Source organism: Janthinobacterium paucivorans, assembly GCF_051380805.1.
GTDB lineage: Bacteria > Pseudomonadota > Gammaproteobacteria > Burkholderiales > Burkholderiaceae_D > Janthinobacterium > Janthinobacterium lividum_D.
In genome coordinates, this window is sequence record NZ_JBNYXR010000012.1 from 62,009 (window position 1) to 85,792 (window position 23,784).

Below are 23,784 nucleotides of genomic sequence, written 5' to 3' on the forward strand. Positions count from 1 at the left end.
AGGAACTTTCATGCACACTGCAGCATTGAACGCCAGCGCACAGCCGGACGACGACGACGGCCACACCGAGCTCAGACAGTATTTGACCTTTTCTCTGGGTGAAGTAGTGTTCGCGCTTGGGATCGAGTCAATTAAGGAAATCCTGCGCAATGTCCACCCGGCCACTGTGCCCCTGATGCCAGCCCATGTACGAGGCGTCATCAATCTGCGCGGCGCCGTGGTGCCGGTGATCGACCTAGCGCTGCTGTTCAAGCGGCCCGCGCTGGTGGTGGGGAAAAACACGTCGATCATCGTGCTCGAACTGAGCGAAGAAGGTGACACGCTGGAAATCGGCATCATGGTCGACGCCGTGGCGGCCGTGATCGACATCGCCGCCGAGCGGATAGAACCGGCGCCCGCCTTCGGTACACCGGTGCGCTCTGAGTTCATCGAAGGCATCGGCAAACTCAGCGAAGGCTTCGTGATCATCTTGCATGCCGCGCGCACGTTCGCACTGAGCCAGATGGTGCCGGCGGAGGCCGGCGACGTATGACGGCCGACACCTTGATGGATCGCGCGCACGGCCTCGCCGGCAGGCCGGCGGAATCGACAGGCATCAGCGATACCGATTTTGCCACCATCCGCGATCTGCTATTTCAGCAGGCCGGCATCGCGCTGACGCCGGCCAAAAAAGCGCTGGTTTGCAGTCGGCTGTTCAAACGGCTGCAGGCGACCGGACTCGATACCTATGGTGCCTACTTTGCGCTGCTGATGTCGGGTAACGATGGCGCGGAGCTGCAGATCGCGATTGACCTGCTCACCACCAATGAAACGTATTTTTTCCGAGAGGCAGAGCATTTCAGCATGCTCGCCGCCCTGGCGGAAAAGGCCGACCGCCAGCGCACGTTCCGGGTCTGGAGCGCGGCCTGCTCCAGCGGCGAAGAAGTCTACACCATCGCAATGACCCTGGCCGAGCTGAGCCGCACTGCGCGTGCACCCACTTGGGAAGTGCGCGGCTCGGATTTGAGCACACGGGTCCTGGAGACGGCGCGCCAGGGCCACTATACGCTGGCCCGCACCGGTGACATGCCACCGGCACTGCTGAAACGCTATTGCCTGTACGGCACAGGGCAATATGAAGGCACGCTGCTGGTGGACAGTGCCTTGCGCGACCGCGTGGAATTTGCCCAGATCAACCTGATCGAACCGTTGCCGCGGCTGGTGCCTTTCGACGTCATTTTCCTGCGCAATGTGCTGATTTATTTTGACCCGCCCGTCAAGCGCAAGGTCGTCACACAGCTACTAGACACATTACGCCCGGACGGCGTGCTGTTCATCGGCATGGCCGAGACCCTGAGCGGTGTCATAGACGGCCTGGTGTCCTGCGGCCCGGGCGCCTACCGGATGGAGCGACGCTCGTGAGCGAACGCAATTTCAGCGCACTGGCGGCACGCGAGGTGTTTCTCAATCCCGGTGAACTTGCTTGCGGATTCCAGCGCGAGGTGTTTGGTACCCTGCTCGGTTCCTGTGTGGCAATAACGCTATGGAACCCGCGCTATCGCTTCGGCAGCATCTGCCATTTTGTCCTGCCGACGGCGGCGCAGGCGTCCACCGCCGATGGACGCTACGGCAGCAGCGCATTCACACTGATGCGCGCCGATCTGGCGCGCTATGGCATACCGCTGCACGAATGCACGGCCAAAATCTTCGGCGGCGGGCGCATGTTCAACAGCGCCTCTGACGTGCAGGATATCGGCGCGCGCAACGTGGCGATGGCGCGCCAGCTGCTGGCCAGCGCCGGCCTGGCTGTCAACGCCGAGAATGTCGGCGACGAGGGCTACCGGCGCCTGTACTTCGATGTCGGCAGCGGCGATGTTTGGCTCAAGTTTGACTGGATCGACGGCGATCAGGACGACACCATATTATGAAGCCAGCTATCAAGGTCTTGATCGTCGACGATTCGGCTGTCGTGCGCCAGGTACTGAATGCCATTCTGTCAGAAAGTGCGCAGCTGCAGGTGATCGGCTGCGCAGCCAACCCCATACTTGCCCAGCAGCAGATGGCGCTGGAATGGCCTGACGTGATTGTGCTGGACCTGGAGATGCCGCGCATGGATGGCTTGACTTTCCTGCGCCAGATCATGCAACAGCAACCGACCCCCGTGTTGATCTGCTCCACCCTCAGTGAACACGGCGCCGAGGTGACGCTGCAGGCCATGGCAGCCGGTGCCGTCGGCTATGTGACCAAGCCCAAGCTGGGCTTGCGAGATTTTTTGTCCGATTCGGCGGCGGAGCTGATTCGTCACGTATTGCAGGCAGCGCAAACCAGACCACGCAGGCTGTCTGGTGCGCCGACCATGCCGCCAGTGCCGATGTGCGCGCCGGCGCTGGCGCGCACATCAGATAAAGTTGTCGCCATCGGCGCCTCTACCGGCGGCACCCAAGCCCTGGAATTGCTGTTGACCGGCTTGCCAGCGGTCTGCCCCGGCATCGTGATCGTGCAGCATATGCCGCCCACCTTTACAACGATGTTTGCGGCGCGGCTAAACAGTCTATGCGCAGTCGATGTGCGCGAGGCCAGCGATGGCGACCGTGTATTGGTTGGCCGGGTGCTGATTGCTCCGGGGGGCAAGCACATGCGACTGGCTCGCAGCGGCGCCTATTATCTGGTGGAAGTGCTTGATGGCCCGCCTATCAATCTGCATAAACCGTCGGTGGACGTACTGTTCAAGTCAGTCGCAGGGGCTGCCGGCGGCAACGCGCTGGGCATTATCCTGACCGGCATGGGTGACGACGGCGCGCGCGGCTTGCGCGACATGCGCGCGGCGGGCGCGCGCACGCTGTCCCAGGATGAGGAAAGCTGTGTCGTATTTGGCATGCCGCGCGAGGCGCAGCGACTGGGCGCCGTGCAGCATATCGTTCGGCTAGATCAGATGGCGAAGGAAGTTCAGAAATTCGCCCTGGCGTGAATCCGCCATGATTTCCGCTCACACCAGCGTCGGCCCATCGCCCAGCAATTGTTGCAAGACGGATTTGAGCGCCTCCATCGTCACAGGCTTTTCCAATACACCCAACAGCTTGAAGCGTTGCAATTGTGCCACCAGTGACGCCGAATGCTGCACTTGCTTGTTCTGGCCAGATATCAGCAGAAGAGCCCCCTGGAAAGCGCGCTCGGCGACGCTGCCGATGAATTGAAAACCATCCATGCCGGGCATGTGCAGGTCGCTGATGAGAAGATCGGTCCGGGCACAGGCTCCATCGAGCAGCGACAAGGCTTGCACACCACTGCGCGCCAAGGTGATTTCCTCAACGCCCAATTGGTGCAGCATGTCACTGAGTATTTCAAGCTGGAATTCATCGTCATCGACGATCAGAATGCGCAATTGCTGAAACGAAGAAAATGAATTGATAACACTATTCATGGAGCCTCCATATTAAGCCAAGCATACGCCATATTGTCTCCGCAGTAACGCACGCAAAGCAACAAAATTGCTTCTGTCGTATTGTTTTTCGATATCTCACTTAACTCTAGCGGGGAAGTATTGTGCTAAGACCTGACGATCATCCTGATGAAGCGATGCGTATATTGGAACTGCATGGCTTGGGCATACTGGACACGGCGCCTGAGGAGCGGTTCGATCGCATCACTCGCCTCGCAATGCGCTTGTTTGATGTCAAATTCGCGCTGGTTTCTTTGGTTGACGCCAAGCGTCAATGGTTCAAGTCGAATCAGGGACTTTCCGTGTGCGAGACGGCGCGCGATATTTCGTTCTGTGGTCATGCGATTCTTGAGGATCAGGCTCTGGTGGTCGAGGATGCGCACCTCGATGTACGCTTCGCCGACAATCCGCTGGTCGTTGGGCCGCCCGGATTACGATTCTATGCCGGGATTCCATTGCTGGGCCCTGCCGGCTACCCCTTGGGCACCTTGTGCGTTATCGATACGAAACCTCGGCGCTTCAGCCCCAGCGACGTGGCCTCATTACGGGATTTGGGTGATCTGATCGAGGGCGAGCTTGGCGCCACTTCGCTCGCTGCATCGAGGCGAGCGGCACTACTGAGCCAGGCCAGAATGACGGCGGTGATCGACAACATCATGGATGGCATCATCACCACGGATTGCGAGGGCAATATAGAAACGATAAATCGGGCGGCATCGCGTATTTTCGACTACGACGCTGCGGCGGTGATCGGGCAAAATATTCAAGCCCTGATGCCAGAAACGTATCATCGCGAGGGGAGCGACCTGCGTGCGTTCATCGCCGATGACATCGACAAATTTATCGGTACCGTGCGAGAGGTAAACGGGCGTCAACGCGACGGCACACAGTTTCCAATGGAACTGTCCGTCAGTGAGATCAGTTGCCCGGGCTATCGGGGCTTTGCAGGCATCTTTCGCGATATCACCGAGCGCAGACGCCACGACCAGGAATTGCTGGTCGCAAAACACAACGCGGAGTCAGCGAACCGCGCCAAAAGCGACTTTCTGGCCAATATGAGTCATGAGATTCGCACTCCACTGCACGCGATGCTCGGGCTGACCTACCTGTTAAGCACAACGACTCTGTCGGATGACCAGCATAGCTATCTCAAGATGATAGAGTCATCGGGACAGTCCTTGCTTGCGATCGTCAACGATATCCTCGATTTTTCGAAAATCGAGGCAGGCCAGATGATGCTGACGCCGACGATCACGTTGCTCAGCGATCTACTACAGCCACTGGCGGCGATGATGAGCGTCAGCGCCGGCGACAAGGATCTAGAATTGCTGATCGGCGTGGACCCCGCAGTTCCCACGGCCTATCTTTGCGATCCGCTGCGCATGCACCAGGTGCTGCTCAATCTGCTAAGTAACGCCATCAAGTTCACGCAAGTGGGCGAGGTATCGCTGTTGATCGATTGCATCGAGCGCCGTGCCCAGAGCGCCGTCTTGCGTTTCAGGGTACGCGATAGCGGAATCGGTATCAGCGAAGAACAGCAGTGCCGCTTGTTCCAGGCATTTACTCAGGCAGACTCATCAACGACGCGACGCTTTGGGGGAACGGGTTTGGGGCTATCGATTTCACATCGGCTTGCAACAATGATGGGGGGAGAAATAACGATCAATAGTCAATTCGGACATGGCAGCGAGTTCTGCTTCTCGCTGGAGTTGCCGGTCGCTCCTCTCGGGCAAGCAAGCTCCACAGCCTCGGCATCAGTCAGTGCGCACGGCTCTGGTCTTCGTGTTTTACTGGTCAGCGACTATGCGGCGAGTATCCGATATGTAGGTGAAATGATCGAGGCAAGCGGATGGAAGATGATGCAGTCAGTGAGCGCCGAGCAGGCTCTCGATTTCATCCATGCAGCAGCACAGAAAGACAGCCATTACGAAGTGGTGCTAGTCGATGGCAACAGCGACACCACAGGCACGGTGACCTTGCTACGGGAAATTCAGGCCTTGCGATGCGATGCACAGATTCCGCTGATCGTGTGTATGACAAATGTCTTCGGACGCCGCTTGCTGGAGCAAGCGGGCGCCGTTGGTATCGATGCCTTCCTCACCAAACCAGTCATATCGGCCACGCTGCGCAAAGCAGTGGACGAAGCGCGTACTTGCCACGACATTGGCGCAAAGGCCGCGTTACCATCGACACAGCAGAAGATGCAGCATCGCATTGATGCTCGTATATTGCTGGTGGAGGATAATGTGCTGAACCAAATCGTCGCAAGTAGTATTCTTCGACGGGCGGGAATCGACATCGATATCGCCAATAATGGTCAGCAAGCGGTCGAGATGTTGAGGGAAAAACCTCTGCACTACCAGATCGTTCTGATGGATGTGCAAATGCCGGTGATGGATGGGATACAGGCCACTGTGGCGATACGCCAGTGCCTTGGACTAGATGTTCCAATATTGGCCATGACCGCAGGCGTGCTCGATACCGAGCGTTCACAGTGCCTCGATGCAGGCATGACCGATATCATCCCCAAGCCATTCGATGTTAACCTTGTGTTTGCGATGCTCAAGCATTATTTGCCCACCACTGCTGCTAGCGTGGCAACAGCGGTGGTGTCGCAAGCAATCGGTTCAGCACTTGACGGCGTATTCGATGTCGATTACTTGTTCGTCGTTGATGATCCAGCTACTCATGTTACGACAATTGACTTAATTGAAACAATCCTGATAGCGGTCGCTAACGACTTCGAGACAGCTGATTGCGCGCGCATTGCCGGAGACTATAGCGCTGCGTGTCGTTTGCTGCACGAGATGCGGGGCACTCTCGGCTCATTGGGTGCGAGTCGTTTTGCACAGGCGACCCGCGCCGCCGAGTCCGCCCTAAAGGCAGAGGAAACTGACAAATTTGATTCGCTGTTTGAAATTGTCAGCCAAGAATTGGTGACGTGTCGGCACGCCGGTGTCGCGTGGTTGGCATCTCGACGTGCTCAACTGTTAAGTAGTTAGGCATCGGTATTGAGGATCTGTCAACGTGGCAAACCGGCGATGGCCGCTCAAACTCCCGTTTTGAACTTCGTATAGATGCGCGTCATGAGGCGACGGATATCGGCCGTGGTCGCTTCTGGTGCCGCCATGCGCTGCTTGTCGGCATCGGACAGGAAGATAGCCTTGTTTTCGCCGATGTCCTTGCGCACATACTTGATGCTGGCCGGATTCGGATTCGCGTAAAACACCTTGTTGCTCAGGCTGGCATGCACTTGCGGGCGCAGGATGTAATTGATGAACAGGTGCGCATTGTTCGGATGGGGCGCATCGGCGGGAATGGCCATGGTGTCGAACATCAGGGCCGCCGTCTTCGGCACCAGCACCTGGATCACATTGCCGTTTTTCGCGTCGATGGCACGCTGGCGCGCGATATTGATGTCGCCCGACCAGCCCAGCGCTACGCACACTGAGCCGTTGGCCATGTCATTGATGTAGCCGGACGAACTGAACAGCGTTACATAGGGACGAATGGCTTGCAGCACCTTGCCCGCTTCCTGGTAGTCAGCGCTGGACTTCGAGTAGGCAGGCTTGCCCAGGTATTGCAGGGCAGCGGGCAGCACTTCCGACGGCGAGTCGAGAAAGGACACGCCGCACGATTTCAGCTTCGACGCGTATTTCGGGTCGAAGACCAGGTCCCAGGCATTGTCGGGCATGGCCATGCCGCCCAGGGCAGCCTTGACCTTGTTGACGTTGATGCCCACCGTCGTGTAACCCCACAGCCAGTCGACCAGGTAATCGTTGTTCGGATCGATCTTCGCCAGCTTGGCCTGCAGGCTGGGATCGAGGTTACTCAAGTTCGTCAGCTTGCTCTTGTCGAGTTTTCGCAGCAGGCCCGCATCGATCTGCAGGCGCGCCCACTGTGCCGTCGGCACCACGATGTCGTAGCCTGACTTGCCCGCCACCAGTTTCGCGTTGAGGATTTCGTTATTGTCGAAAACGTCGTAGCGTACCTTGATGCCGGTTTCCTTCTCAAAATTCTTGATCGTGTCGTCGCCGATATAGTCCGACCAGTTATAGATGTTGAGTACTTTTTCTTCCTGAGCCTGAGCTTGGGCAGGCAATGCCAGCATGGCTGCCGCCAAGGTCAATCCCACGCCGATGCGCCGTCCTGCTTGCCATGTGTTTGCCATCGTACCGCCTCCAGAAGAATCAGAAAATAGTCACGATGATAGCAAGAAGGGCGCGATCAGGTCTAGCCTGATCGCGCCCTTCTTATTGCTGCTAAATCCCCCCACCGCAAACACCGGGGTCGGACCCTGAGGGTCCGACCCCAGCCTTTCGCCGTTGAGGCCAACGTTACACCTTATCCAACCCCACTGGCGCACCCGAAAACACCAGGTTGCCGTGCTGCGCATCGATGCGAATCTCGTCTTTCGGGCCAAACTTGCCTTCCAGGATCAACTTCGACAGCGGATTTTCGATCTGCTGCTGGATCGCCCGCTTCAGTGGACGGGCGCCATACACCGGATCGTAGCCAGCTTCGGCGATTTGCTGCAAGGCCGCGTCCGTCAAGCTCAGCTGCATGTCCATGCGCGCCAGGCGTTCTTCGAGAATTTTGAGCTGGATCTTCGCGATCGCGCCGATGTTTTTCTCGTCGAGGCCATGGAACACCACGATTTCGTCGATGCGATTGACGAACTCGGGACGGAAGTGCGAGCGTACCTCGGCCATCACGGCCAGCTTCACAACACCGGGATCATCGCTCTCCATGGCCTGGATTTTATGCGAACCCAGGTTCGAGGTCATGATGATGACGGTATTTTTGAAGTCCACCGTGCGCCCCTGGCCATCCGTCATGCGGCCATCGTCGAGCACTTGCAGCAGCACATTGAAGACATCGGCATGCGCCTTTTCCACTTCGTCGAGCAAGATCACGCTGTACGGTTTGCGGCGCACGGCTTCCGTCAGGTAGCCGCCCTCGTCGTAGCCGACATAGCCGGGCGGCGCGCCGATCAGGCGGGCCACCGAATGCTTCTCCATGAACTCGCTCATGTCGATGCGTATCATCGATTCTTCCGTATCGAACAGGAAGGTCGCCAGCGCCTTGCTCAGCTCGGTCTTGCCCACACCCGTCGGTCCCAGGAACATGAAGGATCCATAGGGACGGTTCGGGTCGGCGAGGCCGGCGCGCGAGCGGCGGATGGCGTCAGCCACGGCCGTGATTGCTTCATCCTGGCCCACGACGCGCTCATGCAGCTTCTCTTCGATGTGCAGCAGCTTGTCGCGCTCGCCTTGCATCATGCGCGACACGGGTATGCCCGTCGCGCGCGACACCACTTCGGCGATTTCCTCGGCGCCCACTTCCGTGCGCAGCAATTTGGGCTGGTCGGGATCGCGTTTCGGGATGCCGCTGTCAGCCTGCTTGAGCTGGGCTTCGAGTTGCGGCAACTTACCGTATTGCAATTCAGATACTTTCTGCCAATTACTTTCGCGCGTCGCCTGCTCCATTTGCAGCTTGACGTTTTCGATCTCTTCCTTGATGTGCGTGCTGCCTTGCACCACGGCTTTTTCCGCCTTCAGGATTTCCTCGAAATCATTATATTCGCGCTGCAGCTTGACGATTTCTTCCTCGATCAAGCCCAGGCGGCGCAAGGAAGCTTCGTCTTTTTCCTTTTTCACGGCCTCGCGTTCGATCTTGAGCTGGATCAGGCGGCGTTCCAGCTTATCCATCACTTCCGGCTTGGAATCGATCTCGATCTTGATCTTCGCTGCCGCTTCATCGATCAGGTCAATCGCCTTGTCGGGTAGGAAACGGTCCGTGATATAGCGGTGCGACAGCTCGGCGGCGGCGATGATGGCCGCATCCGTGATTTCCACCTTGTGGTGCAGCGCGTACTTATCCTGCAAGCCGCGCAGGATGGCGATCGTCGCCTCCACGCTCGGCTCGTCGACCAGCACTTTCTGGAAGCGACGTTCCAGCGCGGCATCCTTCTCGATGTACTTGCGGTACTCGTCAAGGGTGGTGGCGCCCACGCAATGGAGCTCGCCGCGCGCCAGCGCCGGTTTGAGCATATTGCCGGCATCCATCGCGCCTTCGGCCTTGCCCGCACCGACCATGGTGTGCATCTCGTCGATGAAGACGATGGTTTGCCCTTCATCCATGGCCAATTCCTTCAGCACGGATTTCAGCCGCTCCTCGAATTCACCGCGAAATTTCGCACCAGCCAGCAAGGCGGCCATGTCGAGCGACAGTACGCGCTTGCCTTTCAAGGACTCGGGCACTTCGCCGTTGACGATGCGCTGCGCCAGGCCTTCGACGATGGCCGTCTTGCCCACGCCCGGCTCACCGATCAAGACGGGATTGTTCTTGCTGCGGCGCTGCAAAATCTGGATGGTGCGGCGGATTTCATCGTCGCGGCCGATCACAGGATCGAGCTTGCCCTTGCGCGCCCGCTCCGTCAGGTCCAGCGTGTATTTTTTCAGCGCTTCGCGCTGCCCTTCGGCCTCTTGCGAATCGACCTTGTTGCCGCCGCGCACGGCGTCGATGGCCGATGCCAAGGCCTTGCGGGTCAGGCCGTTTTCGCGCGCCAGCTTGCCGCAGTCGGACTTGTCGTCCGTCATGGCCAGCAAGACCATTTCACTGGAAACGAACTGATCACCGGCCTTTTGCGATTCTTTGTCGGACAAGTTCAAGAGGGCTACGAATTCGCGGCTGACCTGCACGTCGCCGCCCGTGCCGGACACCTTGGGCAAGCGTTCGAGCGAGGCGCCCAGGGCCTTGGACAGGCCACCCACGTTGACGCCGGCCCGCTGCAAGAGCGAGCGGGCACCGCCGTCGTCCTGGTTCAACAGGGCCGTCAGCAGGTGCACTGGTTCGATATAGGGGTTGTCATTGCCCACGGCCAGGCTTTGCGCATCGGCCAGGGCTTCCTGTAACTTGGTGGTGAGTTTATCTTGTCGCATGAAAAGTACTCCCGGTTAATTAGTTGTTAAGCAAATTGGGGTGAGGCCGTACTTTTCAAGCAGTCACAAACTAGAAAACTGATGCATTCTTGCAAATGCTGGCGTGCGCCATGCATACGCCTTACATGGCGTTCTCTGGTGCCGTCCATTTATCCAGCGCCGTCGCGTCGCTGTCGCGCGCATCGACCCAGCGCGCGCCTTCGGGCGTATCTTCCTTCTTCCAGAACGGCGCTTCCGTCTTCAGGTAATCGATGATGAACTCGCAGGCGGCGAAGGCCTCGCCGCGGTGGGCCGACGAGACGGCCACGAGCACGATCTGTTCCTGCGGCAGCAAGGGGCCGACCCGGTGTATCACCAGCGCAGCCGACACGGGCCAGCGGGCTCGCGCCTGTTCCACGATGGCCAGAATGGCCTTTTCCGTCATGCCCGGATAATGTTCGAGCTCCATGGCGGCCACCTCCAGCCCGTCGTTCATGTCGCGCACCGTGCCGACAAAGCCGACGACAGCGCCGACCTTGGGGTTGCCTGCACGCAATTGTGCGATTTCTTGACCAAGGTCAAAATCGGCTTGCTGGACGCGCACTGAAATGCTCATTTGACCTGGCCTCCTATGCGCCGCAGCAAGGTTTCGATGCGGCTGGCGGTGCGCGCATCGGTGGTGGCGGCAATCGCACACAGCTGCATGAGCTGCGCCGCTTGCGTGAACGGCTTCTGGCCTGATTTGAGCGACGATTGCAATACTTCCACCTGCATTTTCAGGCGGTCGCGGGCAAATTCGGCGCCGCTATCGACGCCGGCGACAATTTCCAGACGCAGCACTTCCGCGCGCAAGCGCTCCTGGTTGGCCTGCAATTGCTGCACGTAGGCAGCACTGCCCTCGCCCAGTGCCGCCTGGGCGGCGGCAAAGCGCTGCTGCAGGCTACGTTCATACTGCGCGTCGAGAGCGGGCAAGGCGCTCCAGCGCTGCGCCCAAAGCGCCGCATCGGCGCCGGCATCGCCTTCGAGCAAGGCCGTTTCCAATGCCTGCGCCAGGCGCAGCTTGTCTCGCAGGGCGTTGGCCTGGGCAGCACCGGCGCGCTCGGCAATGGCGTCCGCTTGCGCTTGCACACCGGCGACAGCGGCTTGGTAGCGCTGCTCGATCTTCGCTTCGCTGGCGCGTGGCACAGGGCCGGTGGCATTCCAGGCGGCACGCGTCTCGCGCAGCAATTGATCGATGAAAGCGCGACGGGCCTTGTCGTCGGTGTCGGGCACGACGGCCGTTTCCAGACTGACGCACAGGGCTGCGCGCGCCTGCAAGTGTTCGCGGCGTTCGTGGTCGGCCGCGTGCGCCGTTTCCTTGCGCTTGGCAAAGATATCGTCGCAGGCGGCGCGGAAACGCTGCCACAGCGCCTGTTCCGCGCGCCGCTCCAGCGGCAAGGCTTTCGCCAGTTCCTGCCATTTATCCTGCAACGCTTTCAGCATGTCGACCGTATTACGCTCCGATGGTTTGAGCAAGCCCACTTCGACGATCAATTGTTCGCGCCGCGCCGTCTCGATCTGGCGTTGCGTGTCCAGCGGCTTCGACAAGGCGTCCAGCGCGGCACCAAACTCGGCATCGAGGCGTTTCTTTTCCTTGCGGTCGATGGTGCCCAGGTGCGTCCATGCCTGGCGCAGGCGCTGCGAGCTTGACGCGACGTGTTTCCAGTCGGTACTTTCTTCGGCTGCCAGGGCCGCCGTTTCCGCGATCAATTCCTGGGCCCTGGCTGCATTGCCATGACGCTCTTCGGCCAGTTGCTTGAAATGCTGGGCCGCCGGCGCATAGGCGAGGCTGCAGGCGACATCGAAACGCTCCCACAGGGATTTAGGCGCGGGGCCGGACAAGGTATCGAGCGACTTCCAGCGCTCGCGCAAGCTGCCCACTTTCTTGGCAAGTTCGGCCATCGGCAATTGCTGCGCAGGCAATTCCTCGCCCGCCTTGACCAGCTCTTCGCGCGACACGTTACCACCCCAGCGCGCCCAGTCCGCCAATTGCTTGAATTGTGCGCGCACATGCGCCAGGCGGTCCGCTTGCGCAGGCGTCAGGCGGCCGTGTTTGCTATCGCGCAAAGTCTTGTCATGCTCGGAAGCCACGTGCAACAAACCGTCTTGCAGCGCCGCTTCCATGGCGTCTAACGTCTTGAAAAACGCTTCCGTCACTTCCTTCGCCACGGACGTCTGCTCCTGGCGCGGCTTGCGCGGCGCAGGTTCGGCAAGTGCTGGCGCGGCCACTGCCGGCGCAGTAATGACAGGCGCTGGCGCGCTGGCCAGCACGGCCGCAAACTGCTGCTGCAAGCTGTCCGACAGCGGCGACTCGGGCAGGCGCGGCAGAGCTTGCCAAGCGCGCTTCAAGGTATCGGCGTCCAGCGTGGCGCCATCCTGTGCCTGCCATTGCGCCAGCACGGCCTGGCGCGCGTCGAACAAGGCCTGATGCTGCTGCAAGGCTTGCAAGACGGACTGCGCCTGCTCGCGCGCTTGCGCAAAGTCGTTTTCGAGGTGTTTTGGCAGCGAAGCGCGCTCGGGCGATAGTACATGCTGCGCATGTTGCGCATCCAGGTTGGCCAGCGTCTGCGCCAGCTCTGCGGCGCCCTGGCCATTGCTGGCAAGAGCGCGCGCGGCGGCGACGGCGTCGATCACGGCGCGCTGCAATAGCACTTGCGCTTCCAGGCGCGCCGCCAGCGCGGCACGCGCAGCGGCAAAGGCAGTCGCCAGCTCGGGCGTGGCCTTGATGACTTGCCATTGACGGTCCAGCTCGGCTACTTGGTTGGGACTCAGCTTATCATCCTGCAACAGGCGCTGGGCCGTGGTTATGCTGGCTTGGGCACGCTGAGTTTCTGCCGCCTGGTGGCGCAGCAAGTCGATGCGACCCTGCATCAGCTTGGCGACGCGGCGGTCCGTGTTACGCATGGCCTGATGGACTTTTTCCAGCAGCGGCAAGGCATGGATGTGTTCTGCAGCGATCATGCGGGCATCGGCAAATTCGCTGGAAACAATAAATTCAAAGGCCGCTGCTTCATCGCCCGCCACGGCGCGGGCACGCGCAACCTGTTCGGCGCGGCGCGATGCGCTCTGTGCCGAGGCGGCGGCCTGTTCTGCCACGATAGGGTCTGGTGCGGAAGGCTTGCTGGCAGAACGCTTGAAAAGAAATTCGAACATGACGGGTTTCGCGTGGATCAAAAGCACCATCATAGCAAAGCCCGGCACATTGCATCGAACAGGTCTGCACAAGTTATTAAATGGGTAACTTGACATTTCTCCCATGCTGGCATCGGCGAAAAATCAGGGGCGCAGAGCCGGCACTAAGGGGCCGACGACGTGTGCGCTCGCTCCCCGCTCAAGCCCGCGCGCGCAGGGGCTGCGGCACGCCAGGCACGCTATCAGCGGCGGTGCTGCCGGCGCTGCCCATGCTTGCTGCTGCAGCGTCGGGCACACCCGTTGCCGGCACAGGCAAGGGCAAAACAAAAGGCAGCACTTGTGCCTTGCTGCGGCGTGCTTCCTGCAAGCGCGCATCATGGGCAAGGAACTGGTGGGCGATGGCAAACCACGCTTCGCCGACGATGACCTTGCGCGCCAGCGTAAATAGTTCGCGCTCTTCTTTTTCCAGGCGCTGCAGCAAGGCCGCGCAAAAGGTGTCGATCGCCGCGCACAGCTGCTCGGCCTGCTGCTCCGAGCTGTCGAGAGCGCTGCCTATACTGTGCTGCACGACATTGATGCTTTCCAGCGCCGCATGGTTCAAGCCGTTGAGCTCATTGAGCAAACCATTGAGCAATCCATCGGCATGCGGCGTAGCTTGGCGAATGGCGGGGATCAGATACATCTCCACCTTGCGCCAATAGCCCCCCTGGTACAGCCGGTTCAGGCAGTCGCCCGTGGTCTGCAGTTGCGCCGGGCTCAGCTGGCTATGCTGGCGCAGCTGCACCTGCATGTATTTTTGCAATGCCAACAAACTCATGCGGATGCTTGCCTGTTCTACCGACAGGGAAACCAATATATATGTTGCCGTAAGCATGCACTCACTCCCAAAAATGCGCTCGATGTCTGATCCTGGAAGTGAAAGTGTAAAGACTACCGACGGCGGCCGATTTGATCCTGCACAAACCCGCAGCGCCCCCCCTGCGCTTTTTCAAGGCGCGCGCAATCGGATATGCAGGTTGACCACGCCTGGCTCTTCCGATGGCGTGACTTCGCCGCCAAAACTTTTTACCAGCCGCTGCATGCCCTTATTGCGTGCCATGGCCTCGCCCACCAACGCTTCCGTGCCACGGCTACGGAAGTAGTCGACCAGTTTTTCAAACAGGATGTGGCCCAGGCCCTTGCCTTTCAGGGCCGAGCGCACGGCGATGGCGAAATCGGCATGGATATTGTCCGGATCGGCCACGGCGCGCACTACGCCCAGGGTTTCCGGCTTGCCGTCGGGGCCCGTGTGGGTGGCGATGAAGGCCATGGCACGGTCGTAATCGATCTGCGTCAGGCGCGCCAGCTGCGACACGGGCAGCTCGCGCATCGAGGTGAAAAAGCGCAGGCGCACATCATCCGGGTCCAGCGCGTGGAACAGGTCCATGTGCTGCGGTGCGTCCTCGGGGCGGATGGGGCGCAGCAGGATCGATAGCCCCATCCAAGTCACCTGCTCTTCGAGCTCCTGCGGATACGGGCGGATGGCCAGGCGGTCACTCTTTTGGCCAGGCTGCAGGCGGATGCGCGCATCGAGGGCGATCACGCCGTCAGCGTCGGCCACCAGCGGGTTGATATCAAGTTCGGCCAGCTCGCCGATGTCGGCCACCAGTTCGGCCACCTGGATCAGGGTGTAGCAGACGGCGTCGATATCGGCCGGCGGCTGATTACGGTAGCCGGCCAGCAGTTTCGACACGCGCGTGCGCGCCAGCATGTCGCGCGCCAGCACCATGTTCAGCGGCGGCAGGCCGATGGCATGGTCGGCCGTCACTTCCACGGCAATGCCGCCCTGCCCCACCAGGATGACGGGGCCAAAGGCGGCGTCCGTGGTGACGCCGACGATCAGTTCATGCGATTGCGGCCGGCGCGCCATCTGCTGCACCGTAAAGCCGTCGATCAGCGCATCGGGTCGCATGCGGCGCACGCGCTTGAGCATGGCGGCGGCGGCCGTGCGCAAGATGTCGGGCGTGTCAAGGTCAAGCGCCACGCCGCCGACGTCGGATTTGTGGCCGATATCGGGTGAGTGGATCTTCAGCGCCACCGGATAGCCGATGTCCGCCGCTACCGCCAGCGCCGCTTCCACGTCGGCCGCCATGCGGGTAGTGGCCACGGGGATGCCGTAGGCGGCCAGGATTTCCTTCGAGCGGCACTCGCCCAGCACCGTCTGGCCGGCCGCCAGCGCGGCGGCGACGATTTCGCGCACGCGGGCGCGGCGCGGCGTGGCCGACATGGGCAGCTGCGCCGGCACTTGCATCAGGGTTTCCTGGTTGCGCCGGTACTGCACGATCTGCATGAAACCATGCACGGCTTTTTCCGGCGTGTCATAGGTGGGAATGCCGGCCCGGTTGAAGACCTGGCGCGCGGGCGCCACGGTGGTGCCGCCCAACAGGCACGACAGCACCGTGCGCGAAGTGGCCTTGATCAGCGGCGTGACAGCTTCGGCGATGTCGATCGACGAGACCATGGCCGTGGGCGCGTGCAGCAGCAGCAAGGCGTCCGCCTGCGGCTCGTCGAGCAGGGGCTTGATGGCGTCTACATAACGCTGCACCGGCGCGTCGCCGGGCAAGCCCACGGGATTGTCGTGCGACCAGCCCCGTGGCAGGGCCTTTTCCAGCGCGATCACCGTATCGGGCGACAAATCGGCCAGCTTGCCGCCGCTGCCCACCAGCGCATCGGTAGCCATCACGCCCAGGCCACCGCCGTTGCACAAGATCGCCAGGCGCTCGCCACGCTGTGAGCGGATATGCGTGAGCGTTTCCACGGCGTCGAACAGTTCCTCGGCCGAATACACGCGCAGCATGCCGGCGCGGCGGATGGCCGCGTCATACACGGCGTCGGAACCGGCCAGCGCGCCCGTGTGCCAGGCCGCCACGGCAGCGCCTTCGGCCTCGCGTCCCGCTTTCAAGACGATGACGGGTTTGCTGCGCGCGGCCGCCCGCGCGGCCGACATGAATTTGCGCGCCGCCTGGATGTCTTCCATATAGAGCAAGATGGCAGCCGTGTCGATGTCGCCAGCCAGATAGTCGAGCAGGTCGCCGAAATCGATGTCGTAGCTGCCGCCGAGCGAAATAAACTTGGAAAAGCCCACGCCGTGCGCATTGGCCCAATCGAGCACGCCCGACACCAGCGCGCCCGACTGCGACACGAAGGCGATCTTGCCGCTGGAAGCGCCCAGATGGGCAAAGCTGGCGTTCAGGCCCAGCTTGAGCACGAGCAGCCCCATGCTGTTGGGCCCCAGGATGCGTAGCAGATGCGGCTTGGCTGCTTTCAGCATGGCCAGGCGCAGCGACTGCTCGCGCACCGGGTCGAGGCCGGACGTCATGACGATGGCGGCACGCGTGCCCAGCGCGCCCAGTTCGCGGATCAGCGCCGTGATGGTGGCGGGCGGCGTGCAGATGATGGCCAGGTCCGGCGCTTTCGGCAGCTGCGCCAGATTGCGGTAGCATTTCAGGCCCATCAACGCGTCATACTTGGGATTGACGGGCCAGATATTTCCGCTGAATTTTGTACCGTTCAATTGCGTCCCCGGCCCCGCCGCGCCCAGCAGGTTGGCCAGCGCGATGGCGCCCAGCTTACGTTCGCGCGCCGTGGCACCGATCAGGGCCACCGAGGTCGGCTTGAACAGCTTGTCGAGATTACGCATACTCATGTTCTGGCCTCATGGATTGCCGGAGCGGCGACACCAGTGTATAGGATACGCTGCCAAAAAAACTTGACCGCGTGGTGCGTTTCGCAAAAAACCATGCGCCTACCAGCGCGAACGATGGCTTTCCGTCACGCCCGCCAGTTGTGCCACGATGCGCTTGGGACAATCCGCGCTGGCACGCACCCAGCCGCTGAAGGTGCCGATAGGCTGGATGTAGCGGCTGGCGGCGAGCCACAGATTCTTATCCTCGCGCCGCGCCCCTTCCGGCTTGAAGTGCAAGTCCAATAAATCGTCGTCCGTCCACACGTGCCAGGGCGCCAGCGGGTTGTCGGGGTTGAAGTCGAAATGCGCGCGGCCCAGCGCATACAGCTGGCCATCGAGCCACAGCGCGTTTTCATGCGCGCCAAAATAGCCGGCCTGCAGATTGAAACCCAGCTCCAGACTATGCGCCGAAGCCCAGCGCCATTCCGTCTCGCGTGCCAGCAAGCCGTTCGAATAGTCGAAACTGGCCACGCCATCATCGAGGCTGTAGCCCAGGGCACCGCAACGCACGCTGCCCGACAGGGGCAGGCCGCCCGATTTTTGCGTCGCATGCACGCTGCCACCCTCGGCCACCGGCCCGATCGCCAACAGGATAGGCGCCACAGGCGGGCCGAATTGCGCGTCGATGCCGAAATGGCCACAATCGAGCTGCAGGCGGAAACGCTGCTGCGGTTGCGCCTCGATGACGATGCTGTGTGCCAGGAAGCGGAAACGGCTGCTGGCAGCAGCGTGCGGCGCCACGGCGGCGCAGAGGCCCGGCACGCCGTCCTGCGAAAAGGCAGCCACGATCTTGCCCTTGTGGCGGTCGAAGGCATACGCGAACGCCGTGCTGGTCCAACCGAGGTCGACGATGGCCACGCCACAGAACAGGGTCGGCGTCGACAGGGCCACGTAATGCCAGCGCTTGTGGTGAAACAAGCGCCAGAATGCGCCGCGCGCGTACGGCGGCGCCAGCGCGGCCCAGTCGAATGCATCCAATTGGCCCGTGTAGCGGCCTAAGCATGGAACGCCATTAGCGTCGAGCAGGTGGGAAGGAGCCGGTGGCAGCATCATGCGGCCCGCCTTGCGCTAGCGCCACTGTCGTACAGGGCCTCGGCCAGCTGCGCGCCGAATAGCCCCGGCCGTGCTTGCGCAATATCAATATTCGGGCAGGCATGCCAGTGCGCCAGGCGCTGCACGGCGCCGGCCACGTCCTGCACCAGGCGGTAATTAAGGCGCACGCCCTCCTCCAGCGCCAGCGACTTGATCTCGACGCGCCCGTGCGAACGGTGCGCCTCGGCGCCCCGGTGCCAGGCGCGCGCGGCAGCTAGCGATAAAAGAGAAAGGTCGAGAGAAATATGATGGTCTGGGCTGTGCATAGCTGAAAGATACCGCATTGCACGTGGTACTTGCACGTTTTATCGCTCTCGGCTTGCCCGCCAACTGCACGCGGTCCAGGCGCACGATGCCGCAAACGCAACCGACGACAGGCAAGCGCAGCGCATTCGCGCCCAGCTTAGGCCACCACATGCGCATGGGAGGGGCAGCCAGCGACCGGTTCAGTCCTTCTTCTTGATCAGGCCAGCCAGTGCGGCGAACGGATTGTGCGTGGCGGGCGCCACCTCGGCTGACAGCAAGCCGGCGCCACGGTCCGCTTCAAGATAGCGCGAGTGCTCATTGTCGTGGCAATATAGGCACAGCAATTCCCAATTACTGCCGTCGGGCGGATTATTGTCGTGATTATGGTCGCGGTGGTGCACCGTCAGTTGCTGTACGTTGGCACGCGTGAATTCGCGCGTGCAGCGGCCGCACACCCACGGATACATCTTTAGCGAGCGCTCGCGGTAGCCGCTCTCGCGCTGGTCGGCGGCACGGCGCGCTTCAGCCACGATCTTGTCCAGTCTTGCCGCGTCGGGCTTTTTACTTTGCATGACAACTTTCGATATGGAAGGAATGAATCAGCATTTTAATGACGATGCAGGGCCAATTGTACTTTTTCTGCCACTCTCAATGCCCGTGCCACCAGCGCGGCGCCTGTTTTTCGCCTGTGCAGCGACGCGCATATTTGATTTATCGCAGAATTAACGCAAAATAGAATCAGCGACAGACTATAAACGGACGATGGAGACAGTAACAGGGCGCCGCGAAAAAAGCCGATCGGACCTCATCTGCGCCATGCAACTGCTCCACGTTCCCCTTTTCAATGAATCAAGCCTGCTAGCGCCCGTGATAGCGATAACCAGACCCCTGCAACGACTTGCGCGCCGCCTGTACCTTATCAGCCTGGTGCCCCTGTTCGCGCTCGTCTTGCTGCTGGTGCTGTGGACGGCCGTCTTCTACCATGTGAGCGAGGATCGCGCCAGCGCCGTACGCGACGCCGTGGCCGCCAGTCAGTCACTGACGCGCACTCTCGCCGACCATACCAGTTTCACGCTGCGCCAGGCCGATCATGCCACGCAATTGTTCAAGCTGAAGTACGAGGAATCGAATGGCGGCCTGCGCCTGAATGAATTCATGCGCCGGCGGGGCCTGCTCGACAGCGTGTTGCCATTGAAGCTGGCACTGCCGATTGCCCTGATCGACGCACAAGGCCGTGTGATCGACAGCGCCAACGCGTATTTTTCGGAAAACCTGGCCAAGCAGGCATTTTTCCGGGCGCTGGCCGTCAATTCGTCCGATACGGCCCTGGTCGACACGCCCATGCTCGATGCCGGCAGCAAGCACTGGACCATCCGTTTGGTACGCCGCCTGAACGATGCGCAGGGCCGCTTTGCCGGCGCCATCATTATCCATGTCGACCCCACCTATTTTGTCGACGATTATGACCGGCTGAACCTCGACGAACAGGGCGCACTGATGTTGGTGGCGCGCGATAGCGGCCTGACGGTAGGACGCATCGGCGAGCAATGGTTCCGCAGCGAGCACATCGTCTTGCGCAAGCCCGATACACTCCAGCAGGCGAGCGAAGAATTGCTGCTCGATCCACCCGTCGACACAACAGCGCGCATCTACAGCTACCGCGAACTACCACGTTTCCCGCTGCTGGCCGTGGTAGGCGTCAGCCGTGCTGGCGCCCTGGCGCGCTTCGAACATCGCCGCCTGACGTATATTTATGCGCTGCTCGCCGCCAGCGTGCTCATTGTGGGCTTTACGGCCCTGCTGATGCGCCAGGGCGCCCGCCTGCGCCACAGCATCCGCCAGGCCACGGAAGCGCAAGCTTTGCTGCGCGCGGCGCACCAGGCTAGCCTCGACTCCGTACTGCTGCTGAAGGCCTGGCGCGCCGCGCCGGGCAAGCCGGTGGCAGACTTCATCTTCGCCGACGTCAACGAGCGGGCCGCCGACATGCTGGGCAAGCCACGCTGCGAACTGCTGGGCCAGCGTGTACTGCAACAGGTGCCGCTGCTGCGTGACGAGCGTTTCTTCAAGTGTTTCGTGCAGGTGATGGAAACGGGTCAGCCGATGGAGGATGAATTCGAACTGACGCTGGCCTCGGGCGGCACGCGCTGGCTGCGCCACCAAGTGGTGCCGATCACCGACGGCGTGGCCGTCACCTCGCGCGACATCAGCGCGCGCAAGCACGACGAACTGGCGCTGCAGGACAACCGCAGCTTCCTGCAGTCGCTGATTGACCATTTGCCGGTGCTGGTCTACGTGAAAAGCGCACGCCCCGAAAATTTCGGCCAGATGGAGGTGTGGAACAAAGCGGCCGAAGATATTACCGGCCACCTGGCCACCGACGTCATCGGCAAGACCGATTGCCAGGCCTTCCCGCCCGACTTCGGCCTGCACGATGCCGAGGACGATCGCGCCATCCTGGCCGAGCGCGGCGTCATCGACCACACGGAAAAACCGTTGCGCCTGGCCGATGGCAGCCTGCACTACCTGCGTTGCGTCTCCGTGCCCGTGTTCGACGAACAACAGCAGATCGAACATATCCTGTGCATCGCCGAGGATATCTCGCAGCGCCGCCAGCAGGAACTGCAACTGCGCCAGAAACAGGCCGAACTGACCGCCGTCAACGACGCCTCGCCGCTCGGTCTGGTGCGCATGGATCGCCAACGCCGCTGCACCTACGTCAACCGCACCTTCGAATCGATCACGGGTCTGCCGCGCGCCGCCGCCCTGGGCGCCGGCTGGAGCAGCGCCGTGCACCCGGACGACTATCCGCTGCTGCACGTGGCGCTGGAACAACTCACGCGCACCCAGGCGCCGTTCCAGGCGACCTTGCGCTGCCTGCAACGCCATGGCAAGCTGGTCTGGGTCTCCGTGAAGATCGCCCCCATCCTCATCGATGACCAGATCGAAGGCTACGTGGGCAGCCTGGACGACATCACCACCTTGCGCGAATCGGAAGTGGCGCTGCTGGAAAGCGAAGCGCGCCTGCGCACCATCGCCGACACCTTGCCGGCCATGATCGCATACATCGACGCGGACCAGGTCTACCGCTTCCTGAACATCGCCTATGAGCGTGAATTCGGCCTGACGGGACGGCAGGCGCTGGGCCGCAGCGTGCGCGAGACCGTCGGCGAGGCGCGCTACCGCACAATTGCGCCGTATATCGCGCGCGTGCTGGCCGGTGAAACGTTGAGCTTCGAGGAAGAAGATCAAAAGGAAGGCATCGAGAGTTGCATGGAAGTGATCTACATTCCGCAGATCGGCGAAGACAAGCTGCAAGTGGTCGGTTTTCATGTCATGCGCCAGGATATTACCGTGCAAAAGCGCGAGAAACAGCGCTTGCTGAAGCTGGCCCAGGTCGATGCCCTGACCGGCTTGTCGAACCGTGCCGGCTTCCAGCAAAAACTCAGCGACGCCATGCACGCCAGCGGCCAGCAACAGCACCTGATGGCCGTCATGTACATGGATATCGACCACTTCAAGCACGTCAACGATACACATGGCCACGGCACCGGCGACGCCCTGCTGCGTGCCTTCGCCCAGCGCCTGACGCAGACCATGCGCGTCACCGACATCGTCGCCCGCCTGGGCGGCGACGAATTCACCATCGTCATGGAACAGATCGCCCGGCCGTACGACGCCGTCGTGCTGGCGGAAAAGATCGTCGCAGCCATGCAGCAGCCGTTCGAACTCGATGGCATCACCGTGCGCATTTCCGCCAGCATCGGCCTGGCCTTTTATCGCGACGAAGATATTTCTCCCGCCGTGCTGCTGCAACGCGCCGACGTCCTGCTGTACCAGGCCAAGCAGGATGGGCGCAATACCTACAGAGCCGGCGTGCTGACTACTTGATATGGCCGCTGGCGCAGCGCGCGAGTCTGCCCCCTATCATTCCTGCTATATTGGCGCCTGTCTTCCCTACCCTTGCCACACCATGCGCCTGCTGCACACCTCCGACTGGCATCTGGGCCAGACCCTGCACAATCATGAACGGGGCTACGAACACCAGCGCTTCCTCGACTGGCTGCTCGACACGCTCGTCACCGAACGCATCGACGTGCTGCTGGTAGCGGGCGACGTGTTCGATAACGCCAACCCGTCGGCAGCCTCGCAAAAGCAGCTGTATGTGTTCCTGCAGCAGGCGCGCGCACGCCTGCCCGCGCTGCAACTGGTCATCGTCGCCGGCAACCACGATTCGGCCGGGCGGCTCGAAGCGCCCGCGCCCCTGCTGGCAGCGCATGGCACGCACGTGATCGGCCACCTGCTGCGCGATGAAGCTGGCAATATCGACCTGGAACGCCTGCTGTTGCCCTTGCCCGGCGCCGACGGGCAAGTACAGGCCTGGTGCCTGGCAGTGCCCTTCCTGCGCCCCGGCGACGTGCCCAAGCTGCCGGCCGGCGATACCCAGGATGCCTACCTGGGCGGCATCGCCCTGCTGTACCGTCAGTTGACGGACCTGGCGCTGGCGCGCCGCCAGCCCGGGCAAGCCATCCTTGCCATGGGCCATTGCCACATGGTGGGCGGCGAAATGTCGAACGATTCCGAACGCCGCATCGTCATCGGCGGCACCGAAATGCTGCCGTCAGGGATCTTCGACGCCTGCATCGCCTACGCGGCGCTGGGCCACCTGCACAAGGCGCAGGCCGTCGGCGGGCAGGAACACATCCGCTACTGCGGCAGCCCGATACCCCTATCGTTCGCGGAAGTCAATTACCGCCACCAGGTGCTGTGCCTCGATATCGACGGCGACATGCTGCAGTGCGTACGCGCCATCGAGGTGCCGCGCGCCGTGCCGCTCTTGCGCGTGCCGGCCACGCCAGCAAGCATAGCCGAAGTGCTGGCGCAACTGGGCGCGCTCGACGTGCCCGCTGCGCCGGCACAAGAGCAGCCATTTCTCGAAGTGCGCGTGCGCCTGGACGCGCCCGAACCGGGCCTGCGCGCGCGCATCGAGACCGCGCTCGACGGCAAGAGCGTGCGTCTGGCGAAGATCGAAACCTCGAGCGCCGCACGCAGCAGCGCGACGCAAAGCATGACGCTCGACCAATTGGGCCAGTTGCAGCCCGACGACATTTTCCGCCGCCTGTACTTGCAAAAATACGGCAAGGAAGCGCCGCCCGAACTCCTTTCGGCCCTGGCCGAACTGCTATTGCCCGGCGCCTGACCTTTTCGCTCCT

At 61.6% G+C, this 23,784-nt stretch carries 17 protein-coding genes; 7 read left to right on the top strand and 10 right to left on the bottom strand.

Features of this window, described 5'->3' with window-relative positions:
* The first annotated feature begins 10 nt into the window (after positions 1-10).
* Genes ACQ4V8_RS15265 through ACQ4V8_RS15280 form a run of 4 tightly spaced genes read left to right on the top strand, consistent with a single transcriptional unit; the run spans position 11 to position 2,947 of the window.
* Positions 11-532, top strand: coding sequence for a chemotaxis protein CheW (locus ACQ4V8_RS15265; protein WP_010396790.1), 522 nt, complete (start codon positions 11-13; stop codon positions 530-532).
* The gene (locus ACQ4V8_RS15270; RefSeq protein WP_436571753.1) at positions 529-1,401 is read left to right on the top strand and encodes a CheR family methyltransferase; all 873 of its coding nucleotides are present in this window, start codon (positions 529-531) and stop codon (positions 1,399-1,401) included. Before ACQ4V8_RS15265 ends, ACQ4V8_RS15270 begins: the two co-directional genes overlap by 4 nt.
* The gene (locus tag ACQ4V8_RS15275) at positions 1,398-1,907 is read left to right on the top strand and encodes a chemotaxis protein CheD (protein WP_436571754.1); all 510 of its coding nucleotides are present in this window, start codon (positions 1,398-1,400) and stop codon (positions 1,905-1,907) included. The genes ACQ4V8_RS15270 and ACQ4V8_RS15275 overlap by 4 nt, the downstream gene beginning before the upstream one ends.
* Positions 1,904-2,947, top strand: coding sequence for a protein-glutamate methylesterase/protein-glutamine glutaminase (locus ACQ4V8_RS15280; RefSeq protein ID WP_010396784.1), 1,044 nt, complete (start codon positions 1,904-1,906; stop codon positions 2,945-2,947). The genes ACQ4V8_RS15275 and ACQ4V8_RS15280 overlap by 4 nt, the downstream gene beginning before the upstream one ends.
* A gap of 18 nt (positions 2,948-2,965) precedes the next feature.
* On the opposite strand, the gene ACQ4V8_RS15285 is transcribed toward ACQ4V8_RS15280, so the two are convergent.
* A complete protein-coding gene (locus ACQ4V8_RS15285) occupies positions 2,966-3,400 on the bottom strand; it encodes a response regulator (protein ID WP_436571755.1) in 435 nt (144 codons plus the stop codon).
* 155 nt (positions 3,401-3,555) lie between these two features.
* Between ACQ4V8_RS15285 and ACQ4V8_RS15290 the strand changes: the two genes are divergently transcribed.
* Positions 3,556-6,420, top strand: coding sequence for a hybrid sensor histidine kinase/response regulator (locus tag ACQ4V8_RS15290; RefSeq protein WP_436571756.1), 2,865 nt, complete (start codon positions 3,556-3,558; stop codon positions 6,418-6,420).
* Between the two features lie 47 nt (positions 6,421-6,467).
* On the opposite strand, the gene ACQ4V8_RS15295 is transcribed toward ACQ4V8_RS15290, so the two are convergent.
* From ACQ4V8_RS15295 to ACQ4V8_RS15335, 9 genes are all read right to left on the bottom strand, one after another.
* A complete protein-coding gene (locus tag ACQ4V8_RS15295) occupies positions 6,468-7,589 on the bottom strand; it encodes a polyamine ABC transporter substrate-binding protein (protein ID WP_010396777.1) in 1,122 nt (373 codons plus the stop codon).
* A gap of 166 nt (positions 7,590-7,755) precedes the next feature.
* Entirely contained in the window at positions 7,756-10,362 is a 2,607-nt protein-coding gene (gene clpB / locus ACQ4V8_RS15300; RefSeq protein WP_010396775.1) for an ATP-dependent chaperone ClpB, read from the bottom strand.
* A 121-nt stretch (positions 10,363-10,483) separates the two neighbouring features.
* Positions 10,484-10,951, bottom strand: a complete 468-nt coding sequence (gene moaE / locus ACQ4V8_RS15305; protein ID WP_029496299.1) for a molybdopterin synthase catalytic subunit MoaE — start codon at positions 10,949-10,951, stop codon at positions 10,484-10,486.
* A gap of 2 nt (positions 10,952-10,953) precedes the next feature.
* A complete protein-coding gene (locus tag ACQ4V8_RS15310) occupies positions 10,954-13,533 on the bottom strand; it encodes a DUF349 domain-containing protein (protein ID WP_436571757.1) in 2,580 nt (859 codons plus the stop codon).
* A gap of 178 nt (positions 13,534-13,711) precedes the next feature.
* Complete coding sequence (locus ACQ4V8_RS15315; protein ID WP_070347009.1) at positions 13,712-14,329, bottom strand: hemerythrin domain-containing protein; 618 nt, start codon at positions 14,327-14,329, stop codon at positions 13,712-13,714.
* Between the two features lie 171 nt (positions 14,330-14,500).
* Positions 14,501-17,197, bottom strand: coding sequence for a bifunctional acetate--CoA ligase family protein/GNAT family N-acetyltransferase (locus tag ACQ4V8_RS15320; RefSeq protein ID WP_436571758.1), 2,697 nt, complete (start codon positions 17,195-17,197; stop codon positions 14,501-14,503).
* 99 nt (positions 17,198-17,296) lie between these two features.
* Complete coding sequence (locus ACQ4V8_RS15325; protein WP_436571759.1) at positions 17,297-18,289, bottom strand: DUF2804 domain-containing protein; 993 nt, start codon at positions 18,287-18,289, stop codon at positions 17,297-17,299.
* Complete coding sequence (locus ACQ4V8_RS15330) at positions 18,286-18,594, bottom strand: hypothetical protein (RefSeq protein WP_196856817.1); 309 nt, start codon at positions 18,592-18,594, stop codon at positions 18,286-18,288. Before ACQ4V8_RS15330 ends, ACQ4V8_RS15325 begins: the two co-directional genes overlap by 4 nt.
* Before the next feature lie 180 nt (positions 18,595-18,774).
* The gene (locus tag ACQ4V8_RS15335) at positions 18,775-19,146 is read right to left on the bottom strand and encodes a YajD family HNH nuclease (protein WP_010396763.1); all 372 of its coding nucleotides are present in this window, start codon (positions 19,144-19,146) and stop codon (positions 18,775-18,777) included.
* A gap of 295 nt (positions 19,147-19,441) precedes the next feature.
* Here ACQ4V8_RS15335 and ACQ4V8_RS15340 point away from each other — a divergent pair, with 295 nt between their 5' ends.
* Together ACQ4V8_RS15340 and ACQ4V8_RS15345 are read left to right on the top strand one after the other, a co-directional pair.
* Positions 19,442-22,462, top strand: coding sequence for a sensor domain-containing diguanylate cyclase (locus tag ACQ4V8_RS15340; protein ID WP_436571760.1), 3,021 nt, complete (start codon positions 19,442-19,444; stop codon positions 22,460-22,462).
* Positions 22,463-22,544: 82 nt separating this feature from the next.
* Positions 22,545-23,771, top strand: coding sequence for an exonuclease SbcCD subunit D C-terminal domain-containing protein (locus ACQ4V8_RS15345; protein WP_436571761.1), 1,227 nt, complete (start codon positions 22,545-22,547; stop codon positions 23,769-23,771).
* The last annotated feature ends 13 nt before the right edge of the window (positions 23,772-23,784 follow it).